General features: G+C 70.9%; 17 protein-coding genes. 13 read left to right on the top strand and 4 right to left on the bottom strand.

What is annotated here, in order from left to right:
* Positions 1–20: 20 nt before the first annotated feature.
* The 4 genes from ftsA (at position 21) to ACIRDX_RS03115 (ending at position 6,423) form a co-directional block, all read left to right on the top strand.
* Positions 21–1,259, top strand: coding sequence for a cell division protein FtsA (ftsA, locus tag ACIRDX_RS03130; RefSeq protein ID WP_396623942.1), 1,239 nt, complete (start codon positions 21–23; stop codon positions 1,257–1,259).
* A gap of 30 nt (positions 1,260–1,289) precedes the next feature.
* Positions 1,290–2,558, top strand: a complete 1,269-nt coding sequence (gene ftsZ / locus ACIRDX_RS03125; protein WP_396623941.1) for a cell division protein FtsZ — start codon at positions 1,290–1,292, stop codon at positions 2,556–2,558.
* A 348-nt stretch (positions 2,559–2,906) separates the two neighbouring features.
* On the top strand, positions 2,907–4,655 hold the full coding sequence (locus ACIRDX_RS03120) for a radical SAM protein (RefSeq protein ID WP_396623940.1): 1,749 nt from the start codon (positions 2,907–2,909) through the stop codon (positions 4,653–4,655).
* A gap of 16 nt (positions 4,656–4,671) precedes the next feature.
* A complete protein-coding gene (locus tag ACIRDX_RS03115) occupies positions 4,672–6,423 on the top strand; it encodes a hypothetical protein (RefSeq protein ID WP_396623939.1) in 1,752 nt (583 codons plus the stop codon).
* On the opposite strand, the gene ACIRDX_RS03110 is transcribed toward ACIRDX_RS03115, so the two are convergent.
* Positions 6,410–6,742, bottom strand: coding sequence for a hypothetical protein (locus tag ACIRDX_RS03110; protein ID WP_396623938.1), 333 nt, complete (start codon positions 6,740–6,742; stop codon positions 6,410–6,412). The genes ACIRDX_RS03115 and ACIRDX_RS03110 overlap by 14 nt on opposite strands.
* Before the next feature lie 379 nt (positions 6,743–7,121).
* Here ACIRDX_RS03110 and ACIRDX_RS03105 point away from each other — a divergent pair, with 379 nt between their 5' ends.
* Positions 7,122–7,898 (top strand): polyphenol oxidase family protein, encoded by a 777-nt coding sequence (locus ACIRDX_RS03105; RefSeq protein ID WP_396623937.1) that lies wholly within the window; start codon positions 7,122–7,124, stop codon positions 7,896–7,898.
* Positions 7,899–7,970: 72 nt separating this feature from the next.
* Here the strand turns inward: ACIRDX_RS03105 and ACIRDX_RS03100 are convergent, their stop codons facing one another.
* The gene (locus ACIRDX_RS03100; protein WP_396623936.1) at positions 7,971–8,534 is read right to left on the bottom strand and encodes a reverse transcriptase-like protein; all 564 of its coding nucleotides are present in this window, start codon (positions 8,532–8,534) and stop codon (positions 7,971–7,973) included.
* A gap of 160 nt (positions 8,535–8,694) precedes the next feature.
* Here ACIRDX_RS03100 and ACIRDX_RS03095 point away from each other — a divergent pair, with 160 nt between their 5' ends.
* Positions 8,695–9,954, top strand: a complete 1,260-nt coding sequence (locus ACIRDX_RS03095; protein WP_396623935.1) for a PQQ-dependent sugar dehydrogenase — start codon at positions 8,695–8,697, stop codon at positions 9,952–9,954.
* Here ACIRDX_RS03095 and ACIRDX_RS03090 read toward each other — a convergent pair.
* Positions 9,909–10,652: a zinc ribbon domain-containing protein gene (locus ACIRDX_RS03090; protein ID WP_396623934.1), complete on the bottom strand. Its 744-nt coding sequence runs from the start codon at positions 10,650–10,652 to the stop codon at positions 9,909–9,911. The two genes, ACIRDX_RS03095 and ACIRDX_RS03090, sit on opposite strands and share 46 nt — an antisense overlap.
* 157 nt (positions 10,653–10,809) lie before the next feature.
* On the opposite strand from ACIRDX_RS03090, the gene ACIRDX_RS03085 reads away from it, so the two are divergent.
* The 7 genes from ACIRDX_RS03085 (at position 10,810) to ACIRDX_RS03055 (ending at position 23,831) form a co-directional block, all read left to right on the top strand.
* Complete coding sequence (locus tag ACIRDX_RS03085) at positions 10,810–13,065, top strand: ATP-binding protein (RefSeq protein ID WP_396623933.1); 2,256 nt, start codon at positions 10,810–10,812, stop codon at positions 13,063–13,065.
* Complete coding sequence (locus ACIRDX_RS03080; protein WP_396623932.1) at positions 13,049–16,042, top strand: chemotaxis protein CheB; 2,994 nt, start codon at positions 13,049–13,051, stop codon at positions 16,040–16,042. Before ACIRDX_RS03085 ends, ACIRDX_RS03080 begins: the two co-directional genes overlap by 17 nt.
* An 84-nt stretch (positions 16,043–16,126) precedes the next feature.
* Positions 16,127–17,131 carry a YpdA family putative bacillithiol disulfide reductase gene (locus tag ACIRDX_RS03075; RefSeq protein ID WP_396623978.1) on the top strand — a complete coding sequence of 335 codons (1,005 nt, stop codon included), beginning with the start codon at positions 16,127–16,129 and terminating at the stop codon, positions 17,129–17,131.
* A gap of 238 nt (positions 17,132–17,369) precedes the next feature.
* Positions 17,370–18,206, top strand: a complete 837-nt coding sequence (locus tag ACIRDX_RS03070; protein WP_396623931.1) for an aminoglycoside N(3)-acetyltransferase — start codon at positions 17,370–17,372, stop codon at positions 18,204–18,206.
* A 209-nt stretch (positions 18,207–18,415) separates the two neighbouring features.
* Positions 18,416–19,432 (top strand): SGNH/GDSL hydrolase family protein, encoded by a 1,017-nt coding sequence (locus ACIRDX_RS03065; RefSeq protein WP_396623930.1) that lies wholly within the window; start codon positions 18,416–18,418, stop codon positions 19,430–19,432.
* 38 nt (positions 19,433–19,470) lie between these two features.
* Positions 19,471–22,896, top strand: coding sequence for a PVC-type heme-binding CxxCH protein (locus tag ACIRDX_RS03060; protein ID WP_396623929.1), 3,426 nt, complete (start codon positions 19,471–19,473; stop codon positions 22,894–22,896).
* A gap of 5 nt (positions 22,897–22,901) precedes the next feature.
* Positions 22,902–23,831: a ThuA domain-containing protein gene (locus ACIRDX_RS03055; protein ID WP_396623928.1), complete on the top strand. Its 930-nt coding sequence runs from the start codon at positions 22,902–22,904 to the stop codon at positions 23,829–23,831.
* Between the two features lie 32 nt (positions 23,832–23,863).
* Here the strand turns inward: ACIRDX_RS03055 and ACIRDX_RS03050 are convergent.
* On the bottom strand, positions 23,864–24,610 hold a 747-nt coding region (locus tag ACIRDX_RS03050), incomplete at its 5' end, for a class II aldolase/adducin family protein (protein ID WP_396623927.1).

The raw sequence follows: 24,610 nt of genomic DNA, 5'->3' as shown, positions 1-24,610 counted from the left end.
GCAAGCAGTGGGAGGGCACCGTGCCTCGGAATGAACGATACCTGGTCGGGCTCGACGTCGGGACGACCAAGGTCGCCGCCATCGTCGGCGAGGTGACCGACGACGGCGATGTCGAGATCATCGGCATCGGGACCGCCGACGCGCGCGGCATCCGCCGTGGCGCGGTGGTGAACCTCGAGGAGGCGGTCGAGTCGATCAAGAAGGCGGTCGAGGAGGCCGAGCTGACGGCGGGCATCGAGATCGACTCGGCCTATCTGACGCTCTCGGGCGCGCACATCAAGGGCTTCAACAGCCGCGGTGTCGTCGCCGTGTCGGGCAAGACGCGCGAGATCACGCGCGAGGACGTCCGGCGCGCCATCGATGCCGCCAAGGCGTTCGCCCTGCCGAGCGGCCGCGAGATCCTCCACGTGCTGCCACAGGACTTCGCGGTGGACGACGAGGAAGGCATCGCCGACCCGGTCGGCATGACCGGGTCGCGCCTCGACGTGAACGTCCACATCGTGACCGGTGGCGCGGCGTCGATGCAGAACCTGATCGCCTGCGTCAATCGCGCCGGCGTCAACGTCGTCGACACCGTGCTGGAGCAGATGGCGGCCGCCGAGGCCGTGCTGACCCCAGACGAGCGTGAACTCGGCGTGGCCGTGGTCGACATCGGCGGCGGCACGACCGACTTCGCGATCTTCGAGCGCGGCAGCCTGTGGCACACCGGCGTCGTCGCCATCGGCGGCGACCACTTCACCAACGACATCGCGGTCGGGTTGCGCACGCCCGTCCCCGATGCCGAGAAGCTGAAGCGCCGCTGCGGCTGCGCGCTCAACTCCATGGTCGGCGAGGACGAGACGATGGAGGTGGCCAGCGTCGGCGGGCGTCGCCCGCGCGTCATGTCGCGCCGCATCCTCTCGCAGATCCTGCAGCCGCGCGCCGAGCAGGTGTTCCACATGCTGTGGGACGAGATCGACAAGGCCGGCTGCAGCAACTCGCTGCACTCCGGCATCGTGCTGACCGGCGGGGGCGCGTCCCTCGACGGCATGGCCGAGATCGCCGAGCAGATCTTCGACCTGCCGGTGCGTCGCGGCGTGCCGGCCGGGGCCGCCGGGCTGGGCGATCAGGCCAGCAGCCCGATGTACGCGACGGCCGTCGGCGCCGTCATCTACGCGAACAAGAACCGGCCTGCCGTGCCCGCGTCGTCGCCGATCGGCGTGCGACGCCTGCTCGAGGCCGTGAGTTCGCTGTTCAACAATTTCTTCATCGGGCGTTGAGACGACGGGAACGGGGACGGGGGAACACGCATGCACATCAATGACCTTGACGGCACGGGCCGTCGACGCGGCGCGGGCAGCGCCGAGGAACAGGCGCTCAGGCTGACGCTCGACACCGAGGTGCGCGCCGGCGCGCGCATCAAGGTGGTGGGCGTGGGCGGGGGCGGCAGCAACGCCGTCAACCGGATGGTGCGCTCGGGCGTCAGCGGCGTCGAGTTCATCGTCGCCAACACCGACCTGCAGGCGCTGCAGCAGAGCCCGGCGTCGACCAAGATCCAGATCGGCGGCAAGCTGACCAAGGGACTCGGCGCCGGCGCGGATCCGAACGTCGGCCGCAACGCGGCACTCGAGGACACCGACCGGCTGATCGAGGTGCTCGACGGCGCCGACATGGTGTTCGTGACGACGGGTCTCGGCGGCGGCACGGGGACGGGCGCGGCGCCCGTGATCGCGAGCCTGGCCACCGAACTCGGCGCGCTGACGATCGCGGTCGTGACCAAGCCGTTCCGGTTCGAGGGCAAGCGGCGGTCCGAGCAGGCCGAACGCGGCCTCGCGGACCTGCGTGAGTGCGTCGACACGGTGATCACGATCCCGAACGAGCGGTTGCTCGCCACCATCGATCGCCGCACGCCGCTGCCGGAGGCCTTCGCGGCCGCCGACGACATCCTGCGTCAGGCGATCCAGGGCATCTCCGACCTGATCCTCGTGCCCGGGCTGATCAACCTCGACTTCGCCGACGTCAAGACGATCATGTCGCACATGGGCCTGGCCATCATGGGCACCGGCGTCGCCGACGGCGAGGACCGGGCCATGCAGGCGGCCAACCGCGCCATCTCGAGCCCCCTGCTCGAGGACGCGTCGGTGAAGGGCGCACGAGGCGTGATCATCAACGTCACGGGCGGCACCGACATCTCGCTGACCGAGGTGGCCGAGGCCTCCGCGATCATCCAGGACGCGGCCCACGAGGACGCCAACATCATCTTCGGCGCCGTGGTCGACCCCGCGATGACCGGCACCATCAAGATCACGGTGATCGCGACGGGGTTCGACAAGCCCGGCCTCTCGCAGGCCACGCCCAGCCGCACCCCGGTCGGCCTCGACGAGTACGTCACCCACGGCAACTGGTCGCCGAACGGGGGCACCGGCACGTCCGGCTTCGCGTTCAATCCCGCCCGGCGTCAGGCCGTGCTTCCCCCGCCCATGCTGCTCGACGATGACCAGCACCTGGCGACGGGCACCGACGATGCCGCGCCCGTGGAGTACAAGCCGTCGTTCCTGAACCGGGGGCACGAGAGCTGAGCCCCGGCCGTCTCGTGGCCTGAGGCGAGGGCCACGGCGTCCCCCACGCCCCAAAGCCGAGCCGGCGACTCCCCCGTCTGCCGGTTCGGCCGAGTACCCGCCCCGCCGTTTCCCGCCGTGGTTCGCCTTGCCGGCGCCTCTCGGGCGACAGGCCACAGTCCACAGGCGGCCTGAGACAGGCCCGGAATGGACCGAGCCGCGGGCCGGCCGGGCTGACGTCCGCGGCGCGGCCGCGCCGGTCGTACCGGTGCTCCCGGCCCGTCGGCGGCCGTGCCGGCGTGCTAGATTGGGATGTTCCCCCGTGCCCATGGACCCGTGTCGGGCTCCCCGGCCGGGCGGTGATCCCTCATGAAGGCGCAGGACCTCCGCGATCGGGCCCGGGCCACGCTGGCCCGCGAAGCTGGCGTGCTCGTGAAGCCGCACGGGCAGCGCCTTCGCGTGGCGCTCGCCTTTCCGAACACCTACACGATCGGGATGTCGAACCTCGGCTTCCAGACCGTCTACCGCCTCTTCAACGAGATGGACGACGTGGTCTGTGAGCGGGTGTTCCTGCCGCCGCGCCAGGAGTTGCAGGCGCAGCAGGCGGCGGGGCTGAAGCTCCTCACCATCGAGTCGCAGACGCCCGTCAAGGAGTTCGACGTCTTCGCCTTCTCGGTGTCGTTCGAGTGGGACTACCCGAACGTGCTGACGATGCTGCGGCTGGCCGGCCTGCCGATCTACGCGGCGGAGCGGCAGCAGGGGCGCGACCCGCTGGTGGTGCTGGGGGGCGCGGTCACCTTCGTCAACCCCGAGCCGCTCGCCCTCTTTGCCGACGTCGTCGCGGCGGGCGAGGGCGAGGTGCTGGTGCCGATGCTGGTGCAGAAGATCCGCGAGGCCACGGGCCGGGCGTCGCTGCTCGAGTCGCTCGGGCACGAGCGCGGCTTCTACATCCCGTCGGCCTGGACGCCCGAGTACGCACCTGACGGCACCTTGCGCGGCATGGTGGGCGACCCGGCGCGGGGCGGTGCGGCACCGGTGCGCAAGGCAGCGGTGAAGACGACCGAGCGGCTCGATCCGCCGCACACGCAGATCTTCACGCCCGACACCGAGCTCGGATCGCGGTTCCTGATCGAGGTGGTGCGCGGCTGCGCCAACCTGTGCCGGTTCTGCTGGGCGGGCTACAACTACCTGCCGGTGCGCGCGTTCGAGACCGGGCGCATCCTGGCGCTGGCCGAAGCGGCGCGCCCCTACGCCAATCGCGTCGGCCTGGTGTCGATCGCGCTGTGCGACCACCCGGAGATCGAGCTGATTCTCGAGCGGCTCGCCGGCATGGGCTACTCGATCAGCCCGGCGTCGCTCCGCCTCGACGACCTGAACGAGCGGATCGTGCGCCGGCTCGTCGACAGCGGCGAGCGCGGTGTGACCATCGCGCCCGAGGCGGGCTCCGATCGGCTCCGCCGGGTGATCAACAAGACCTTCACCAACGAGGAGATCCTCGACAAGGCCAACCTGCTGTTTGCCAACGGGGTCGAGAACCTCAAGCTGTACTTCATGATCGGCCTCCCGACCGAGACCGACGAAGACCTGGTGGCGATGCGGGACCTGACGGCCCGCCTGCGCGGGATCATGCTCGACCACCAGCGGACGCGGGGCCGCATCGGGCGCATCGTGGCGAGCGTCAACCCGCTGATCCCGAAGCCCGGGACCGCCTACCAGTGGCTCCCGATGGAGGACCCGGCGATCACCGACCGCAAGGCGAAGCGGCTGAAGAAGCTGGTGGCCGACCTCGACAACGTGTACTTCACGGTGAAGTCGGAGCGGCACTCGTACTACCAGGCGCTGATGTCGCTCGGCGACCGCCGCGTGGCCCCGGTGATCGACATGGTGGAGCGCAATGGCGGGAACTGGCGCGAGGCCGTCGAGGCGACGGGCGTCGATGCCGGCTTCTACATCTTCCGCGACCGCAGCCGCGATGCCTTCCTGCCCTGGGACGTCATCGACGCGGGCATGAAGGACGCGTTCTTCCGCAGCGAGTTCGACAAGGGCATGCGCGAGGAATGGACGCTGCCCCCCAAGCGACAGCAGGAGAACGCCAAGCTCCTGCCCATCGTCTCGTGACGCAGGCCACGGTGCGGTGACCGCGCATCGTCCATCGGCCGCCCTGCTGGCCTCGCTCGCCTGGGGCGCCGCGTGCGTCGGCGCGATCGTGGCGGTGGTGGGCCCCCTGTCGGTTCCGGCCATCGGCCTCTCCATCTCTCATCCTTCCCGGCCGCTGGCGGCCGCCCTCGTGCTGCTGGTGCTGGCGGTGCTCGCGCGTGGGGCCGCGGGTGTCCTGCGCGACCTCTCGACCAGCACGCTGCCGTACCTGGTGACGCTGGTGCTGACGTGTGCCCTCGTGGCACTGCTCCTCGTCGCTCGGGGCGCCACCAACGTCGGCGGCGCCGACTCCGCCGGGTACCTCCTGCAGGCGCGCCGCTGGGTGCAGGGCGAGATTCGGCAACCGGTGCCGCTCGCCGTGCCCGGCATGCCCGGCGCCTGGCTGCAGAGCCCGCTCGGCACCCGGCCCGACCCCGGCGGCACCGGCACCGTGCCCACCTACCCCCCAGGCCTGCCCTGGCTCGAGGCACTGGCCCTCGCGGCCGGCGGCGAGGCGTTGGCCGTGCAGGGGCTCCCCGTGGCGGCTGCCATCGGCGCGCTCCTCGGGCTGTGGGCACTGGCGCGCCCACGCATCGGGCCTGCGGGCGCCGCCTTCGCCGTCGCCACGCTGGCGTCGCTGCCGACCTTCCTGTTCCAGGCGCTCCAGCCGATGTCGGACGTACCGGCCCTGGCGGGATGGCTTGCCGCAATCGCGCTTGCCGGGCGGCCGTCCGAGCCGGCGCTCGCCGGGGCCAGCCTCGCCACCGCCGTCGCCATCCTGGTACGGCCGAACCTGGCCCCCCTCGCGCTCCTCGTCGCCTGGCAGGCCTGGCTCGCGCCCGGGCGCGTGCGTGCCGAGATGCGCGCCGGCGCCATCGCCATGGCGACGATGCTCGCGGTGGCGACCGTGGCCGTGGTGCAGTGGCGGCTGTACGGAGCGCCCGCCCAGTCCGGATATGGCAGTGCGTCCGAGCTGTTCGCCTTCGCCCATGTCGCGCCCAACCTGTCGCTCTATCCGCAGTGGCTCGTCGAGTCGTGCGGCGTCGCCACCCTGCTGGCCCTCGTTGCCGGCCTCGTGTGGTGGCTGGCCACGGCCGTCCGCGACGTGCGCGCGTGGCCGCCTGTGGCGATGACGCTCGTGACGCTGGCCCTGTATCTGGTCTACGCCCCCTTCGACTCCTGGAGCTATCTGCGTTTCATCCTCGTGCCGCTCGCCATCCTGCCCGTGGGCGCCGGTGCCCTGTTGGCCGCGACGCCGGACCGCGAGGCGTGGTGGCGCTTTCCCGCCTTCGCGGCGGCGGTGCTCGTGGTCGTGCTCCCGAACCTGCAGCAGGCGCAGCGGCTGACGGTGTTCTCCGTCCGCGACCGCGAGGTCCGGTACCGGGCCGCGGGTGAGTTCGTGCGCACTCAGGTCCCCACCACGGCGGTGGTCGTCGCCAGCCAGCACAGCGCCTCCGCGTCGTACTACGGGCAGCGCCCGGTGGTGCGCGCCGACCTGCTCACACCCGAGGCTCTCAGCGCGCTCGCGGCGTGGGCCCGCGACGCGCGGCGGCCCCTCGCGTTCGTGCTCGACGAGGCCGAGTCGGCCGCGCTGCGCCAGCGCCTCGGCGCCGCGGGACTCGCGGCGCTCGACTGGCCGCCCCGCGCCGAGGTGGGGCGACCGGTCGTCACGCGCGTGTGGGTCGACGAGGATCGTGAGCCCTACCTGTCGGGTGGACGCGTGCGCACGGTCCGCATCACCGGGCGCTGACCCCCGCGGCCGACGACGCGAGTGCGTTCTGCGCCTCGTGCTGCGTGTAGGTGGCCAGGATCTCGTCGCGCAGGCGGTCCTGGGCCTCGACGTCGCCGAGGGGGCGCAGCAGCGAGAAGCTGCGGCGCTCGCCGTTCACCGAGTACGTGCGGGCGGGGAACGTCACGTTGCGGCGGCCCGACGGCGACCGACGCTCCCAGATGGCAAAGCCGATCAGCTTGAGCCCGAGCAGCGGGCCCTCGGGGAAGTGGAGTTCTGCGTCGGCGAGCTTGCCGGCGGGACTGGCCTGTTCGTTGGCGGCGACGATCCTGATGACCATGACGTGTTCCTCCGTGGTGCGCCGCGCGCAGCCGCGGCGTGGGTGAAGGACGGAGACCCGGTCGCGGCCGTCTGGCCGGAGTGGCGGCTTGGAGCCACATGGGCGGGGTCTCGCGTCCGCTTCTCACCACTTCACGATGCGCGCCATCGCCGGCTGCGCCTGGTTGATCACGCGCAAGTGACTGAAAAATAAGAACTTGGAGTGTTGCTTTGGACCCTTCTGGCTGGAGCGTTCGACAGGCGCGACCTCGCGCGCGTCAACGCGGGTTGACGCGTGCCTGCGCCAGCGCGTCGACAGGTCGGGGGCTGGCCGGATTCCTGCGAGACGTGCCGGCAACCAGGGTTGGCGGACGGCAACCGCCGTTGCATGATGACGGGCCATGCGTCCTGCGCCGCTGTCGTCCTTCGAGTGGGTGGACATGCCCTGGGGGCTGGCGCTGCAGTGCGTCGCCCTCCGTCCCCACGCCCGCCACGTGTTCAGTGCCCGTGGTCTCGATGTCCCGCATGCCGACGCCGGCGAGGGCTGGGCTCCGCTGGCGCAGTGGTTGGGCGTGCCGACCGATGCGGTATGGCGGCTCCGTCAGGTGCACGGCGTGGCCGCGCACCTCGACGCCGTCGCGCCCTGCGCGGGCGCGTGGCCCGAGGGTGACCTGCTGGCGACCGACCGCGCGGATGTCGCGCTCGCCATCCGGACCGCCGACTGCGTGCCTCTCCTCTATGTCGATGTCCGGACGGGCGCGGTGGCCGCGGTCCATGCCGGCTGGCGGGGCACCGTCGCCGGCGCGGCCGGCCGCATCGTCGGACTCATGCACGACCGGTTCGGCACGCGGCCCGAGGACCTGATCGTGGCGATCGGCCCGTGCGTCGGCCCCGACGTCTACGAGGTCAGCCAGGAGGTCATCGATGCCTTCGCCGCGGCCTGGCCCGGGGAGGCCGAACGCGGCACCTGGTGGCGCGGGCGCGCGATGCCGGGGAAGTACCTGCTCGACCTGTGGACCATCACGCAGGACCAACTGGCGTTGGCGGGCGTGGGACGTGCGCGGATGCACCTGGCCGGACTGTGCACGGTGACCCACGCCGCCGTGCTGCACTCCCATCGGGTCGACGGCGCGGCCGCGGGGCGCATGGTCGCGGCGATTCGCAGAGGGCACGCGTAGCGCGAACGGCGAACCCGGCCCACCGAACCCGGCCCTGCTGAGCCAGCCCGATGCAGGGCCGCGGCGCGGCGTCTACTCGATGTCGAAGTCGAAGCGCGGCATCGACGACGCGGGCTGCCGTGCCTGCGACGGTTTGGGCGGACGTGGAATGTGGATCGTGCGGGGGGCGAGCGGTTCCTCTGGCGCGGGCGCCGCCGGCCTGACCGGGCTCGGCGCGACCGCCTCGGCGATCGGCTTGCCCTCGACGATGTCCATGGCGCGGTTGGACAGGCCGTCGGCCACCTTGTTCTGCTCGCGCCGGACGTGCTCGAACGTCACACGGCCCAGTCGAGCGATGAGCGCGCGCGCTTCGGCATGCAGCACCTGCATCTGCGCGTGCTTCACCTTGTACTCGCCCCGCATCTGCTTGATCACCAGCTCGGAGTCCATCTTCACGCGCAGGCGGTCGTGGCCGTGGTCCACGGCCCACTGCAGGGCCGCAATCAGCCCGGAGTACTCGGCCACGTTGTTGGTCGCGTGGCCGAGCGGCCCGACCAGTTCGGCCAGGGTCGCCCCCGTCTCATCCAGGATGTGAACGCCATAGCCTGCCGGCCCGGGATTGCCCCGCGCGCCTCCGTCGGTGTACGCCGTGATCATCGGCCTCGATCGTAGCTGATGCGTCGGTCTGCGAACGGATGTCGCGGGGCGGATGCTGGGGCTCAGGCCTCGGCCTGGGTTCCTCGGACGCACCGGACTGGCCGTTCGGGAGCGCCACCGCCGGAAGCGTTGTGCCACGATGACGCGGAGGTCAGGCCCCATGCGCCACGCATCCACCATCTCCACGGCCGTTCCCGTGATGGCCCTGCTGCTCGGCGCCGCATCGACCGCGATGCTGGCCCAGTCGCCCGTCGAGTCGTCCGCGCGGCACGACTACCGCATCGTCACCGTCGTCGAGGGGGTGAAGGTGCCGTGGGGTATCGCGTTCCTTCCAGGCGGCGAACTGCTCGTCACCGAACGGGGAGGCGCGCTGCGCAGCGTGCGCGACGGCCGCCTGGCGCCCGTGCCGGTCACGGGCGTGCCGACGGTGAAGGCGGGCGGGCAGGGCGGGCTGCTCGATGTGGTCCCGCATCCCGGATTTGCGTCGAACCGGCTCGTGTACCTCACCTACGCGAAGCCGAGTGCCGACGGCGCCCGGAACACCACCGCGGTGATCCGGGGGAGGTATGCGGACGGCCGGTTGTCGGACGTGCAGGAGATCCTCGAGGCGCGTGCCTGGTCCGACGGGCAGGGGCACTTCGGATCCCGCCTGGCCTTCGACGGCCAGGGGCACCTCTTCATCACGATCGGCGACCGGCAGGTGTACCCGGGTGGCGACCTCACGCAACATCCGGCCCAGAACCTGTCGACGCACCACGGCAAGGTGCTGCGCCTGCACGACGACGGGCGCGTGCCGGCCGACAACCCGTTCGTCGGGCAGGCAGGGGCGTTGCCCGAGATCTGGTCGTACGGGCACCGTAATGCCCAGGGGCTGGTTCACGACGGCGCGACGGGGCGTCTCTGGCTGACCGAGCACGGACCGCAGGGGGGCGATGAGGTCAACCTGGTCGAACGGGGCCGGAACTACGGCTGGCCGGTGGTGGGGTTCGGCGTCATGTACCGCACGGGGGCGGCCATCCACGCGGGAACGATGCGTGATGGGATGGAGCCGCCGGTGCATGTGTGGGTGCCGTCCATCGCGCCCTCGGGGCTGGCCCTGTACACAGGGGATCGGTTTCCGCGCTGGAAGGGCAGCCTGCTCGCGGGCGCGCTCGGTGGGGAGCAACTGGTGCGCCTGACCATCGACGGCCGTCGCGTGACGCACGTCGAGCAGTTGCTGCAGGGGCACGGTCGCATTCGCGACGTGCGGCAGGGGCCTGACGGCTTCGTGTACGTCGCCTTCGAGCTGCGATCGGGAGAGGCCACCCGCATCGTGCGGCTCGAGCCCGTGCCGCGCGCCGACCGCGAGGTCGCGGGCGGACGCGCCGAGGAGGCCTATCCTGCCGGCGGGGCGGCGGGTGCGGCGGGCTTCACGGCGTAGAGCAGGCGCGTGCAGTTCTCGCACTGCACGAGCTGCTCGGCCTTGCGGACCGCGGAGGCCAGCATGGGCCGGATCTTCACGTTGCAGGCGACGCAGAGCTCGCCCTTGAGCTCGGAGACGACGCCGCGCGGGTAGCGCTTCGACACGCGATCGTAGAGGGCCAGCGCCGTGGGAGTCACGGTGGGGCGCAGCGCGGTGATGCTGCCCTCCACGTTGGCGAGTTCGAGCTTGTGTCGCCGCGTCTCGTCGGCCAGGCCTGCCAGCGCGAGGCCTGCGGCGTCCTCACGGTCGGCCAGCAACTGGCGCGCCTGCTCGGCCTGTGGCGTGAGTTCGTCGAGCTCGAAGAGCAGCGCGATGGTCTGGTCCTCGCGGGCCTTCAGGTCGGCCTCGGCGGTCGCCACCTCGTGCTGCGCCGCTTCGTACTCCCGCGCGTTGGTCACGGCCATCAACTGCTGCCGGTACTTGGTGAGGCGCTGCTGGATGGTCGCGACGTCGCGGTCGCCGGCCCGGCGCTGGGTCTGCCGCTCCTCGATGGTCCGGGTGAGCGTCTCGAGGACATTCCGGGCCTCGACGACGGGGGCCTCGATGGCGAGGCGTCTCGCGTCCACCTGGCCGATGGCGGTCTGAAGGCTGGCCGCCTGCCGTTCCAGTTCCTGCAGCGCCTGCAGGCGTTCGAGGTCGGGGATCACGAGACGCACGTTGTCACAGGTGCCACCCGCCGGGGAAGGGCCATCGGCAGGAGCGGCCGGCCATCCGGGGGATCGGCCTGACTCTACCTTTCGCTGGTCTGGTCGATTTGGCGATTCGGAGGCCGTAGTCGCCACGTGAGTTCCACGTCGCGTTGCGGGCACGCCCATGACGCTCTCCCAGGACGTGGTACCGGAACACCGGAGGGACGAGGCCGCCATCCTTGGCCTGCTGCAGTACGTGCCCGAGCCGCACGTGGTGCTGTCGGCACACGGCCGCGTCCTGGCGTTGAATTCTGCCGCCCGGACCGAGTTCCCACGCGCCGGGGTGCTGGAGCAGGCGCTCGCGCACGTGCCGATGGGCACCCACCGCGTGGCGTTCTTCGGGCGCGGACCGGTGCGTCATGCCACGGTCACCCAGACGGCAGTGCGCATTTCCGACGGCACGGCGGCACGCCTCGTACGCATTCATGCCGTGGAAGCCTCGGTGGAGGCCCACGACAGCCTGTCGGCCCAGCAACCCTTGCTCGACGCCCTGCCCGCCAAGGCGGTCATTCTGGATCCCGCCGGGGTCATCCAGGCCGCCAACGTGCCGTGGCGCGTGCTGGTTCGCCAGAACGGGCTGGTCATCCCTGATGACGGTGTCGGGAGTCCCTACCTGGCCACCGCGCGGAACGTGATGGGCGCGCCCGATGGCAGGACGGTTGCCGATGTGGCGGCGGGCCTGGAGGACGTCCTCGGCCGGCGAGCGCTGGCGTTCGAGTTCACGTACCGGTGCCTCGTGTCGGGCCAGGTGAGGCACTATCGCCTCAACGCCTCGGCCCTGGAGGAGACGCCCTGGAGGCTCGTGACGCACACCAACGTCACCGCTGGCCACGCGGCCGCCGAGCGGCAACGCGAACTGACGGCGCACTTCCGCGCCGTGTTCGACCACGCGGTCGACGGCATCCTCATCGCCGACGATGAGGGACGGTGTGTGGAGGCCAATGAGGCGGCGGCGCGCCTGCTCGGGCGCACCGCGGAGGACATGCTGGGACTCGACCTGCGGGAGGTGTACGCCGACTTCGAGCACATCTGGCCGGAGTTGCTGCGCAACGGCGAACTGAACGGGTCGCTGCGCCTCGACCTGCCGGGGCGCCCCCCAGTTGACATCGACTACTCGTCGCGCGCAGGCTTCTTCCCTGGTCGCCACCTCTCTGTGCTGCGTGACGTCACGGCCGCGCGTCGGGCCGAGGAGCAGTTGCGTCAGGCGCAGAAGATGGAGGCAGTCGGGCAGCTCGCCAGCGGCATCGCTCACGACTTCAACAACCTGCTCACCGTGGTGATTGGCAACGTCTCGCACGTCGACGACCTGCTCGATGGTCCCGAGGGGAGCGGTGTGCCCCTCGCGGCGCCGATGGCCGGCGTCGCGAAGGAAGACCTCCGCAAGGTGATGTGGGCGGCCGAGCGCGGCGCCGATCTGGTGAAGAAACTGCTGGCCTTCGGCCGGAAGCAGCGTTTCCAGCCGACGCGCCTGTCGGTGACCGGCTTCGTGCGCGATCTGCAGCCCGTCCTGCGCCGGCTGGTGCCCGAGAACATCCGCGTCGACGTCGACGCGCCGCACGACCTCATGGTGCTCGCCGACGGCGGCGCGCTGCAGCAGATCGTGTTCAACCTGGCCACCAACGCCCGCGATGCCATCGGCCCCGGCGACGGCGTGATCCGCATCCGCGTGGCGCCGGTGACCGGCGCCGGCATGTCGTGGATCCCGCCGGCGGTGCGCGGCCAGCGATTCGTCGCGCTCACCGTCGGCGACAACGGCTGCGGCATGGACCCCGATACGTTGCGGCATATCTGCGAGCCCTTCTTCACGACCAAGGGCGTCGGTGAGGGCAGCGGCCTGGGCATGGCGATGGTGTACGGCCTCGTGCAGCAGCACGGCGGCCACATGCACGTGCAGAGTTGCCATGGCGCGGGCACCACGGTCTACGTGTTGCTGCCGCTGCTCGAGGGCCGTCCGGAGGCGCCCGTCGTCGAGGCGCCGCGGCGCGGCGCGCCCGTGGGCGGACACGAGCGCGTGCTGGTGGTCGAGGACGAGCCGGCGGTGCGCGACATCGCGGCCCGGACGCTGAAGCTCGCCGGCTATCGCGTGCTGACTGCGACCGACAGCATCGATGCGGTGGCCGTGCTGCACCAGCATGGCAACGACATCGACCTCGTCGTATCCGACCTGGTGATGCCGGGCGGTGGGGGACCGGCGGTGGTCAACGCCGTGACCCGGCTCGCACCGCGGGCACGCCTGCTGCTCACCTCCGGGTATCCGAGCCGGCCCTCGCAGGCGGCCACTCCCGACGAACTGACCGGCATCCCCCTGCTCCAGAAGCCATGGACGCCCTCCGAGCTCCAGTCGACCGCGCGCAGAATCCTCGATGAACGACGTACCTGACCTCCCGTCCACCGGCGTGCCTGACCCGCCCGACGTGCCGCGGTGTCCCGTGTGCGCCGTCGGCGCGAGTGCCGGTGGCCTCGAGCCGCTCGAGCGCTTCTTCGCGGGCGTGTTGCCGCCCACGGGCATGGCGTTCGTCGTCATCCAGCACCTCTCGCCCGACTACAAGAGCCTGATGGCGGAGCTGCTGGCGCGCCACACGCGGCTCCCGGTCGTGCGCGCCACCGACGGTATCGCGCTCGAGCCAGACACGATCTACCTCAATCCGCCCAAGACGGACATGGTCCTCGAGGGCGGGCGGCTCCGCCTGCGTGAGCCGTCGCTCGCCCCGGGCGCGCTGCACTTGCCGATCGACGTCTGCTTCCAGTCGATGGCGGCCACGCTGGGCGAGTTCGCCGTCGGGGTCATCCTGTCCGGGACGGGCAGCGACGGCACCCGCGGGGCGCGCGCGATCAAGGAAGCCAACGGCCTGGTGCTGGTGCAGTCGCCGGACGAGGCGCAGTTCGACGGAATGCCGCAGTCCGTCGTCTCGACCGGCCTGCCCGACCAGGTGAGCGACGTCGCGGAACTGCCGGGCCTGGTCCAGCGCTATGCCGCCCTGCTGGCCAACGCCACCAGCCCCACCCGGCAGCCCCGGGCGGGCCTGGCCCCCGAGTCCCAGTTCCACCGCGTGCTCGCCCTGCTGCGCGACCGGCTCGGCGCCGACTTCTCGGGCTACAAGCCCCAGACGATGCTGCGCCGCATCGAGCGACGCATGGGGCTGCTGCGCGGCCTCGACTGGGAGCAGTACCTCACGGTGCTCGACGAGTCGCCGCGCGAGCTCAGGCAACTGCAGCGCGACCTGCTGATTGGCGTCACGCGGTTCATCCGCGACCCCGAGGCGTTCGCCGTGCTCCGCGACCGCGTCGTGCCGGACCTGTTCCGGCTCGCCGCCCGGCAACGGGAACTGCGGGTGTGGGTGCCGGCCTGCTCGACGGGCGAGGAGGCGTACTCGATTGCCATGCTCCTCCTCGAGCAGGCGCCCAAGCAGGGCCCCGCGCCGATCATCAAGGTCTTCGCCACCGACATCGATCCGGACTCGGTGGAGTTCGCCTCCAACGGGCTGTATCCCGAGAGCATCGCGGCCGACCTCGAGCCGGAGCGGCTGTCGCGCTTCTTCCTGCGCGACGGGGACCGGTATCGCGCGGCCCGATCGCTGCGGGAGCACGTGATCTTCGCGCGCCACAACCTGCTGCGCGACCCCCCGCTGACGCGCATGCACCTGGTGTCGTGCCGGAACATGCTCATCTACCTGCAGCCCGAGGTGCAGCCGCGCGCGATCGCGCTGCTGGGCTACGGCCTGCAGCCGCAGGGCGTGCTGTTTCTCGGGCCGAGCGAGACCCTCGGCGGCCTGGCGCACCTGTTCGAGCCGATCGACGCGCGATGGCGGATCTACCGGTCGCTCAGCCCGTCGCGCCAGCGCCTGCTCGACGTCATGCCGCTCGGCAGCCGCCGCGTCACGATCCCCGACGAGCTGGCCCGATCCCGGCCTCGTGCGGCCGTGCCGGACGCCAGTGTCTTCGAGCGGGTGTACCAGGAACTGGCCGATGTCCTGCAGCTGAAATGCCTGCTGGTGGACGCCGAGTTCAACCTGCTCCACACGTTCGGCGACGCGGGCGCGTTGCTGCAGATGCCCCAGGGGCGCACGACCCTCGAGGTGTCGCGCCTGCTGCCACGACCGCTGGCCACCATGCTCCGCGCGGCGCTGGCCCGGACGCTCAAGACCGGGGCGGATGTGTCGTACGAGAACGTCGATCCCGGCGACGGGTCGGCGCCCATGCGCATCCAGGTCAGGCCCATCGACCTCGGTCCTGACCGCGGCCGCTGCTTTGCGGTGTTCTTCTCGCGCGGCACCAGCCCGCTGGCCGACGTGCCGTCCGAAGCCATGCAGGACGACACGCGCGCCGAGTCGCGGCTCTCGGTGCTCGAGCAGGAGCTGCAGTACACGCGTGAGCACCTGCAGGCCACCATCGAGGAGCTCGAGACCTCGAACGAGGAACTGCAGGCCACCAACGAGGAACTGCTGGCCTCCAACGAGGAGTTGCAGAGCACCAACGAGGAGCTGCAGTCGGTCAACGAGGAACTGCACACCATCAACGCCGAGTACCAGTCGAAGATCGTCGAGCTGACGGCCGTCAGCAACGACATCGACAACCTGCTCCGGACCAGCGGCGTGGGCGTGGTGTTCCTCGACCAGACGCTGCGGCTTCGCAAGTACACCACCGCCGCGACGCGCATCCTCAACCTCCTCCCGCACGACATCGGCCGGCCGTTCGAGCACGTCGTGCCCACCGCCCACGGCGTCGACCTCATCGCTCCCTCGAGACGCGTGCTCGCGACCGGCACGACCGAGTCGATCGACATCATGCTGCCCGATGGCTCGGAAGTGCTCGTCCGTGTCCTGCCGTACCTCGACGAGGTGCTGCGGCCCAGCGGGCTGGTGCTGGCGATGCTGGAGGTCTCGGAAATGCGCAGCCGGGAGCGGCAGCTCCAGGCCGTGATCGATGCCATTCCCGGCAACGTCGCCGTCCTCGGCCCCGACGGCGTGATTCGCCGCGCCAACCGCTACTGGACCGAGTTCGCTCGGGCCAACGAGGCGCCCGACGTCCTCGGCAGCGGCGTGGGCCTGAACTACCTCGATGCCTGTCGGGCCAGGCCCGACGACCCGGGCGCCACGACCGCCGAGAACGGCATCCGCGGCGTGCTGCGAGGAGACCTGCCGTTCTTCGAGCTCGAGTACCCGTGCCACGGGCCCGGCCGGCACCGGTGGTACCGCATGGTCGTGTCGCCCCTGTCGACCGGCGGCGCCGTGGTGCAGCACTTCGACATCACGTCCCGGGTCGTCAAGGAAGATCAGCTCCGGCACTGGATCGCCGCGGTCCGCGCCCTGGACGTGCCCGGCCTGCAGGAGCGACTCCCCGCCGAACCCCGACCCTGAGGCGGGGCGGCGGGGAGCGGGCCGTGGACGGGGTTCCGGGCCTGCGACAATGGGGGCGTGCGCACCGGAGACGCTCCCGAAGAGATCCTCGACCTCGTGGTGATTGGCGCGGGCCCGGTGGGGCTCGCCTGCGCGATCGAGGCCCGCCGGCATGGCCTCCGGGCGCGCGTCCTCGACAAGGGCGCGCTCGTCAACTCGATCGTGGGCTACCCGGCCCGCATGGAGTTCTTCTCCACGCCCGACCTGATCGAGATCGGTGGGCATCCGTTCCCGGTGCAGGGCTACAAGCCGACGCGCGAGGAAGGCCTCGAGTACTACCGCGGCGTCGCGGCTCGCGAGGGGCTCGACGTCCGGTTGTACGAGCCGGTGACGGCGCTGCACGGCACGCGGGGCGACTTCCGCGTGGAGACCGGCCGCGGCAGCCACCGGGCCAGGCACGTCGTGGTGGCGACCGGGTTCTTCGACATCGCCAACCGCATGGACGTCCCAGGCGAGGACCTCCCGAAGGTCACGCACTACTACCGCGAGCCGTTCCCGTACGTGCAGCAGCGCGTGGCCGTGGTCGGCGGCCGGAACTCGGCCGCCAAGGCCGCGCTCGACTGCTACCGGCACGGCGCCGAGGTGACGATGGTGGTGCGGGCGGCGGCGTTGTCGGAGACGGTGAAGTACTGGATCCGCCCCGACCTGGAGAACCGCATCAAGGAAGGCGCGATCCGCGCCTACTTCTCGACGACCATCGAGGCCATTCGCGAGCGCTCGATCCTGCTGCGCACGCCGGACGGCGTCGTCGAGATCGGCAACGACTTCGTGCTGGCGATGACGGGGTACCGGCCCGACTTCGCGTTCCTCGAAGCCCTCGGCCTCACCTTCGCGGCCGACGACTACCGCACGCCGATCTTCGACGAGACGACCTTCGAGACCGCCCGGGCGGGCGTGTTCGTGGCGGGCACGGTGTGCGGCGGACTCAAGACCAACCGGTGGTTCATCGAGAACGGCCGCTTCCACGCCCAGCAGATCGTGAAGCACATCGCCGGGCAGCACACCGAGGCCATCCGCTTCGGGGAGATGCACTGGAAGACGGAGGAGTAGGGGGGCATGCCTCGTGCCTCATGCCTCATGAGTCATGAGTCATGCCTCATGTAGAGCACCACCACTGGGGAAGGACGCGAGCGGAACACTGCGGGCGGAAGGTCCGTCAAGGACGGGTAGCCTGTCGCCCATGGCCCGTGGCCCTCGCGTCTGCGTGCTTTCTGAGCCCTGAGCCCCGAGCCCCGACTCGGCAACGCTTCCGTACCCGGTACCCGGCACCCGGTACCCGCTTCCGCCCATGCATTCCCGCGCTGATCTCGTCTCGCACGCCCGCGCCCTGGGGCTCCGTGAGGGCGATCTCCTGATGGTGCACGCGTCGGTGCGTGCGGTCGGGGCTGTAGTGGGTGGGCCCGACCAGATTCACCTGGCGCTGAAGGAGGCGGTGGGCGACGCGGGGTCGCTCTTCATGTACGCCTCGTGCCCGGCGTTCTACGACGAGGTGGGGAACGGCGAGCTCCTGGCCGACGTCGAGGCCAGGCTGATCGAGCACCTGCCCGCCTTCGATCCGGCGACGGCGCGATCGGCCCGCGACAACGGGGCGCTTGTCGAACTGCTGCGCACCTGGCCCGGCACGGTCGCCAACGACCACGTGGTGCGGTTCATCTGCCGCGGCCCGCATGCGGCAGCGCTCTTCGCCCCACAGGCCTGGACCTACGCGTACGGAGCCGACACCCCACTGTCGCGGTTCGCGGCGCTCGGCGGGCGGATCCTGCTGCTCGGCAGCGATCACGATCAGGTCACGTTCCTGCACCACGCCGAGCACCTCGTGGACGTGCCGGGCAAGCGGGTCGTGCGCTATCGGGTGCCGGTGCTCGAGCAGGGCGCGCGCGTCTGGCGTCCGTGCGAGGAGTTCGACACGTCGGAGCCGGCCCATCCGGCCTGGCCCGAGGACGTCTTCCGCCAGATCACCGACGCCTTCATCGACCAGACGCACCCGCCCGCCGGCCGTATCGGCGATGCGGACTGCTGGGTGCTCGACGCATCCGCCCTCGGGCGCTTCGCGATGGACGTCCTGCGCGCCCTCGTCCTCGATCCGCCACGTGCCTCGGACCTGCTGGCACCCGCGGATCGCTGACCCCATTCCCAAGAGCCGTGCCTCTGCCGGCCTACCCAGCACCCTGTACCTGTCCTGTGCTGCGAGCCCTGAGCCAAGGCCAGCGCGCTGAGCCGTGAGCCCCCAGCCCCCAGCCCCAAGCCCCAAGCGCCCAACCCCCGGTCGTCCCGCTTCGCCTTGCCCAGCAGGGCGGAAGCGGCTTACAGTCGCGACAGATCACGATGTCCACCATGACTTTCACGCCCCATCGTCGGGCGCTGTGGCTGGCGGCCTGCGCGCTGCTGTCCGTCGCCCCGCTCATCGCCCAGCCGGCCCCCGCGCCTGTATCGGCCCGCCTCGAACTCCGTCCGGGCGACCGCATCATCCTCGTCGGCAACACGCTCGCGGACCGGCAGCAGTACTTCAACCACTTCGAGACGCTGCTGCTGTCGCTGTACCCGCAGTTGGAGCTCTCGATGCGGAACATGGGCTGGAGCGCCGACACGATCACGCTGCAGCCGCGCCCGTTGAACTTCGGCGAGACCAAGACGCACCTGGCGACGTTCAAGGCCGACGTGCTGCTGCTGTTCTTCGGCGCCAACGAGTCGTTCGAGGGCGAGGCGGGCCTGCCGCGGTTCGAGAAGGACCTCGAGGCGTACCTGCGCGGGCACCTGGCCGCGAAGTACAACGGCGTCGAGGCCCCGCGCCTCGCGCTGGTCTCGCCGATTGCGCACGAGCGGCTCGATCGCCTCGTGCACGTCGACGTCGCGGCCCGCACGCGCGAGCTGGCGCGGTACACGGAGGCCATGCGCCGCGTGGCCGCGAAGGTCGGCGTGCCGTTTGCCGACGTGTTCACGCCGATGCAGAAGGCCATGGCCGAGGCGAAGGCGCCGCTCACCATCAACGGGATGCACCTCAACGAGGAAGGCGACAAGGCGTTCGCGGTGGCGCTGCTGACGGCCCTGGGCCTGGCGCCCGAGACGTTGCCGGCCTCCTCGAAGGGCTACGCGGACCTTCGAACCCTGATCAACGAGAAGAACCGCCTCTTCTTCCTCCGCTTCCGCCCGCTCAACGCCGAGTACGTGGTGGGGCGTCGCGTCGATCCCTTCGGCTCGGTCAGCTTCCCGCCCGAGATGAAGCGCCTCGACGAACTGGTGGCGCAGCAGGAGAAGAAGATCTGGAAGCAGGCGCGTTCCCTGAAACCGCCCGCCCCGCCACGACCCGCCGGCTCCGCCGTGTCGCCCGACCAGCAGGGGGCACAGCAGTGAAGGGCTACAGGCTACAGGCGGCAGGCTGCCTGATTGTGATGCTCGTGGGCGGGACGGTTGCCTCCGCGCAGGTCGCCGACCGACAGGAACCCAATCGCGGGGCGGCGCTCGATCTCGCGTCGCAGGATCCGAAGGTCGCGCTCGAGCGGATGAAGATCGCCGACGGCTACCAGGTGAACCTGTTCGCCTCGGAAGTCGAGTTCCCCGATCTCGCCAAGCCGTTGCAGATGACGTTCGACGGGCGCGGACGGCTCTGGGTGCTCACCTCGCCGACCTATCCGCACGCGCTGCCCGACGAGAAGCCGAACGACAAGCTGATCGTGCTCGAGGACACCAACCGCGACGGCCGTGCCGATCGCAGCACCGTGTTCGCCGATCAGCTCTACATCCCGACGGGCTTCGCGCTCGGCGATGGCGGCGTGTACATCGCGCATCAGCCGAACCTGATGTTCATGAAGGACACCAACGGCGACGGCAAGGCCGACGAGCGCCGCATCCTCCTGCACGGGTTCGGCACCGAGGACAGCCACCACTCGATCCACGCCTGGCAGTGGGGCCCCGACGGCGCGCTGTACTTCCAGGAAGGCACCTTCCTGCACTCGCAGGTCGAGACGCCCTACGGCCCGCGCCGCATGGCCTACGCCGGCGTGTGGCGGTACGAGCCGCGCACCGAGAAGCTCGACGTCTTCGTGTCGTACCCCTTCGCCAACCCGTGGGGGCACGTCATCGACAAGTGGGGGCAGAACTTCGTCTCCGACGCCTCCAACGGCTACAACTACTGGGGCACGGCCTTCTCGGGCCACGTCAACTACCCGAACAAGCAGAAGCCGATGCAGGAGTGGACGCTGACGCGCGTGCGCCCGACCAGCGGCAGCGAGTTCGTGAAGAGCCGCCACTTCCCCGAGTCGGCACAGGGCAACTTCCTCTACAACAACGTCATCGGGTTCCTCGGCATCAAGCAGTACAAGACGGTCGAGGAAGGCTCCGGCTTCGTGGGCGTGGAGGTCGAGCCGCTGCTGCAGTCCACCGACCCGAACTTCCGCCCCGTGGGCATGCAGTTCGGCCCCGACGGCGCGCTGTACGTGATCGACTGGTTCAACCCGCTGATCGGGCACATGCAGTACTCGATTCGCGACGCCCGCCGCGACAAGTCGCGCGGCCGCATCTGGCGCATCACGGCGAAAGGGCGTCCGCTGCTGACGGCGCCGAAGATCGAGGGCGCGGCCATCGCGCAGCAGCTCGACCTGCTCAAGGCCTACGAGGACCGTACCCGCTACCACGCGCGCCTCGCGCTGCGCGAGCGCAACGCCGCGGAGCTCTTCCCCGCGGTGGAGCAGTGGCTCGCCGGCCTCGACCGTAGCGACGTCGAGTACGAGCACCACGTGCTCGAGGCGCTGTGGGTGCACGAACACCACGATCGCGTGAACATCCCGCTCCTCAAGCAGGTGCTCGGCGCGAAGGAGTTCCGCGCGCGGGCCGCCGGCGTCCGCGTGCTGCAGCACTGGTTCGACCGCGTACCAGACGGCATGGCGCTGCTGGCTGCGGCCATCGACGATGCCGAGCCGCGCGTGCGCCTCGAGGCGGTGCGCGCCCTGAGCTTCGTGCCGACCGCCGAGGCCGCCAGCCTCGCCCTGAAGGTGCTGGCCCGGCCGATGGACTACTACCTGCACTACGTCCTCGACTCGACCATCACGACGCTCGAGCCCGTGTGGAAGCCGGTGCTGACCACCGGCGGGAGCTTCGCCGAGGGCAATGCGGCCGGCGTCGCGTTCGTGCTCGATCGCCTCACGCCTGCCGACCTCGTGCAGGTGAAGCGCAGCACGCCGGTGTACGAGGCGCTCCTTTCGCGACCGGGCGTGCCCGCCGCCGCGCGCCGCGAGGCGCTCGACGCGCTGGCCGCGCAGCACGGCACCTCGGTGCTGCGCGAGATCATCGCCGCGGTGGATCGGCTCGATGGCAAGCCGGGCAGCGCTGCCGCGGCCGCCGACCTGATGCAGGTGCTCGCCACGCAGTCACCCGCACAGCTCGCACCCGAGCGGTCCGCCGTCGAGCGCCTCGCGCGCGAGGCGCGTACCGACAGCGTGCGCGAAGGCGCCTTCCTCGCGCTGATGCAGATCGACGGCAACGCGACGGCCGCGTGGGAGCTTGCCTCCTCGTCGCCGCGCCTGCGCATCGACATGCTCCGCGGCGCCACGAAGCTGCCAGCAGGCCCCGCCCTCACGAGCCTGCAGGGCCTGCTCCTGCCGTCTCTGCGCACGGCGTCGACGCCGGGGGCGCCCCGGCAGGTCGCGGCGCCGGTCACCGGACGCTACGTGCGGCTGGTGCGTCCCGGCCGCGCCCAGGTGCTGAGCGTGACCGAGGTCGAGGTGATGAGCCGCGGCGAGAACGTCGCCCGCAAGGGCACCGCCACCCAGTCGAGCATCGTCGCTGGCGGCGCCACGGGCGGGCATGCGCCGCGCGCCATCGACGGCGGTGTCGACATGGCGGCGAGCGCCGGCAAGGACCCGTTGACGGGCACGCACGCCTTCACGACGGCCGAGCAGGACCCGTGGTGGGAGGTCGACCTCGGCGCCGACATGCCGCTCGACGAGATCCGCCTGTGGCCGGCGGCGCAGGACACGCGCTCGGGCCTGTACGTGGCGGTGCTCGACGCGAACCGCAAGGTCGTGTTCATGCGCGACGGGTTCCGCATCGCCCGGGCCCCCGAGGCCGTCACGCTCGGCGGCGACATGACGACGATGGTCAATGCGGCGGGGATTGCGGTGTTGCCGCAGTTGAAGGGGCAGGAAGCGGAGGCGGTGGGCGTGCTCTCGGCCTTCATGCGCGACGCGACGCAGCGGCAGGCGGCCATGGCCGCCATCCGTCGGCTGCCGTCGACGGCCTGGCCCGCCGCGGAGGTTGCGCCGCTGGCCGACACGGTGCTCGCCCACGTGCGCGCCATCCCGCCGGCAGACCGCACCGGCCCGGCGTTCCTCGAGGCGATGGGCTTTGGCCACGAGCTCGCGCTCAAGCTGCCGGAGGCTGATCGCCAGCGCTTCACGAAGGCGCTCGACGAGCTCGTCGTCCGCATCATCCGCATCGAGGCCGTGGCTGCGCAGATGAAGTTCGACTTGTCGCGCATCACCGTGACCGCGGGCGAGGAGGTCGTGATCGAGTTCGTCAACCGCGACGAGATGCCGCACAACCTGCTCGTGACCAAGGAAGGCGCGCTCGAGACGGTCGGCCTGGCCGCCGAGGCGATGGTGTCGTCGCCCGACGCCTTCGGCAAGAGCTTCATCCCGAAGACGCCCGAGGTGCTCTTCGCCATTCGCCTGCTGCAGCCGGGCGAGACGCTGCAGGCACGATTCACCGCGCCGACGCAGCCGGGCAGTTATCCCTTCGTGTGCACCTTCCCCGGCCACTGGCGCACGATGAACGGCATCGTGCAGGTCGTGCGGGAGCCGGTGCAGGTGTCGCCACAGTGAGGACCATGACCAGACGAGATGCGGGACAGCGCGGACGGAACACGGGGCGCCGGCGGGTGCTGCTGGCACTCGGCACGGCGGGCGTCGCGGCAGTGCTGGCCGCGGGCGTCGGCAGTGCGCTCCAGGCGCAGGCGCGGGCGCCGCACGTGGTGTTCGTGACCGGCGACGACGAGTACCGGTCCGAGATCACCATGCCGATGATCGCGGCCATGCTGGAGAAGCAGTTCGGGATGCGCACCTCGGTCGCCACCTCGAAGCCGATTCCCCAGACCAAGGCCAACATCGAGGGCCTCGAGGCGCTCGAGACGGCCGACCTGATGGTGATGTTCACGCGGTTCCGCGCGCTGCCGGACGACCAGCTCGCGCGAATCATGAAGTACGTGGACTCGGGCAAGCCCGTGGTCGGCCTGCGCACGAGCACGCACGCGTTCCTGTATCCCCAGGGCAGCCCGCACGTGGCGCTCAACGACGGGTTCGGGCGCGACGTGTTCGGGCAGAAGTGGATCACGCACCACGGCAACAAGTCGACGACGGCGGTGACCCTCACTACGACGCAGGCCCAGCACCCGATCCTGCGCGGCGTGTCGCCCTTCCCGGCGCGGTCGTGGCTCTATCACGTCGAGCCGCTGAACGGCCCGGCGACCATCCTGCTCGAGGGCGACAGCCTCAACTCGCAGCAGGCCATCAAGCCCGACAACAAGTACCCGACGCACCAACCCGTCGCCTGGACGCGCGAGCACAAGGGCGCGCGCGTGTTCTTCACCACGCTCGGCCATCCCGCCGACTTCGAGCAGCCCTCGATGCGCCGCCTCGTCGTCAACGGCATCCTCTGGGCGCTGGGCAAGGACATCCCGAAGGGCGGCGCCGACCCGACGCCCGTCACCCCCTACGTCGCCCCGGAGAGCTTCGATCTGTCGAAGGCGCCAAAGGGGTAGTCATGCGTCATGCCTCATGCGGTCATGAGGCATCAGGCATGGGGCATGAGCCCCTGCCGGTACTTCTCGGCGTCCCAGTTGACCAGCTGGTCGATCTGGGACGCGTCGAGGGCCGCGAGGGGCTCGCCGGGTTCCACGCGGCGGAGGACGTCGGCAAGGCATCGGCCCATCGCCTCGGCCGCGGGCTTCGCGTCGTGGCGCACGAGCACGCCGCGTCCGGGCACGGCCACGAGGGCGGCGTCGCTGGCGATGTCGGAGGCTACACCAACGCCGAGGAACACCACGTGGTCCGGGTACAGCACCTGCGTGCCGCCCATGGCGAGCGCGTGCTCGTCGGTGGCCAGTGCGTGCGTGTCGTCGTTGGCGGCGAGCCGGTAGGACGTGCCCTCGCACAGGGCCTCGAGGTCATCGACATCCGGGGGGACGAGCGCCCTGGCGGGGCGCTCCAGTGCGCCGACGACGCGCTCGAGCAGGGCCTCGGCCGCGCCGACCGTGTCGGCTGCCACCACGAGCCCGTGGTTGCCAAGCACCAGCACGTCCACGCCTGGACGAAGGCGCGGGGCAATCGCGTCGGCCAGCGGGAGGCCCGGCCGCGCATAGGGCACGAACGCCCACTCGAAGCCGGCCAGCCGTGACGTCAGCACGGCCTCGGCATCGCGCCTGATCGCCCACGCGATCGTGTTCACGCAGTGCACGTGCACGACGACGCGCTGCGGCATGAGCGCATGCACGCTGGTCTCGATGGAGGGGCGCAGGCCGGTGGCATTCAGGGCCGTGCG

Source organism: Luteitalea sp. (assembly GCF_044337415.1).
Lineage (GTDB): Bacteria > Acidobacteriota > Vicinamibacteria > Vicinamibacterales > Vicinamibacteraceae > Luteitalea.
The sequence above is the reverse complement of the archived record's forward strand: the minus strand, read 5'-3'. Positions and strand labels throughout refer to the sequence as shown.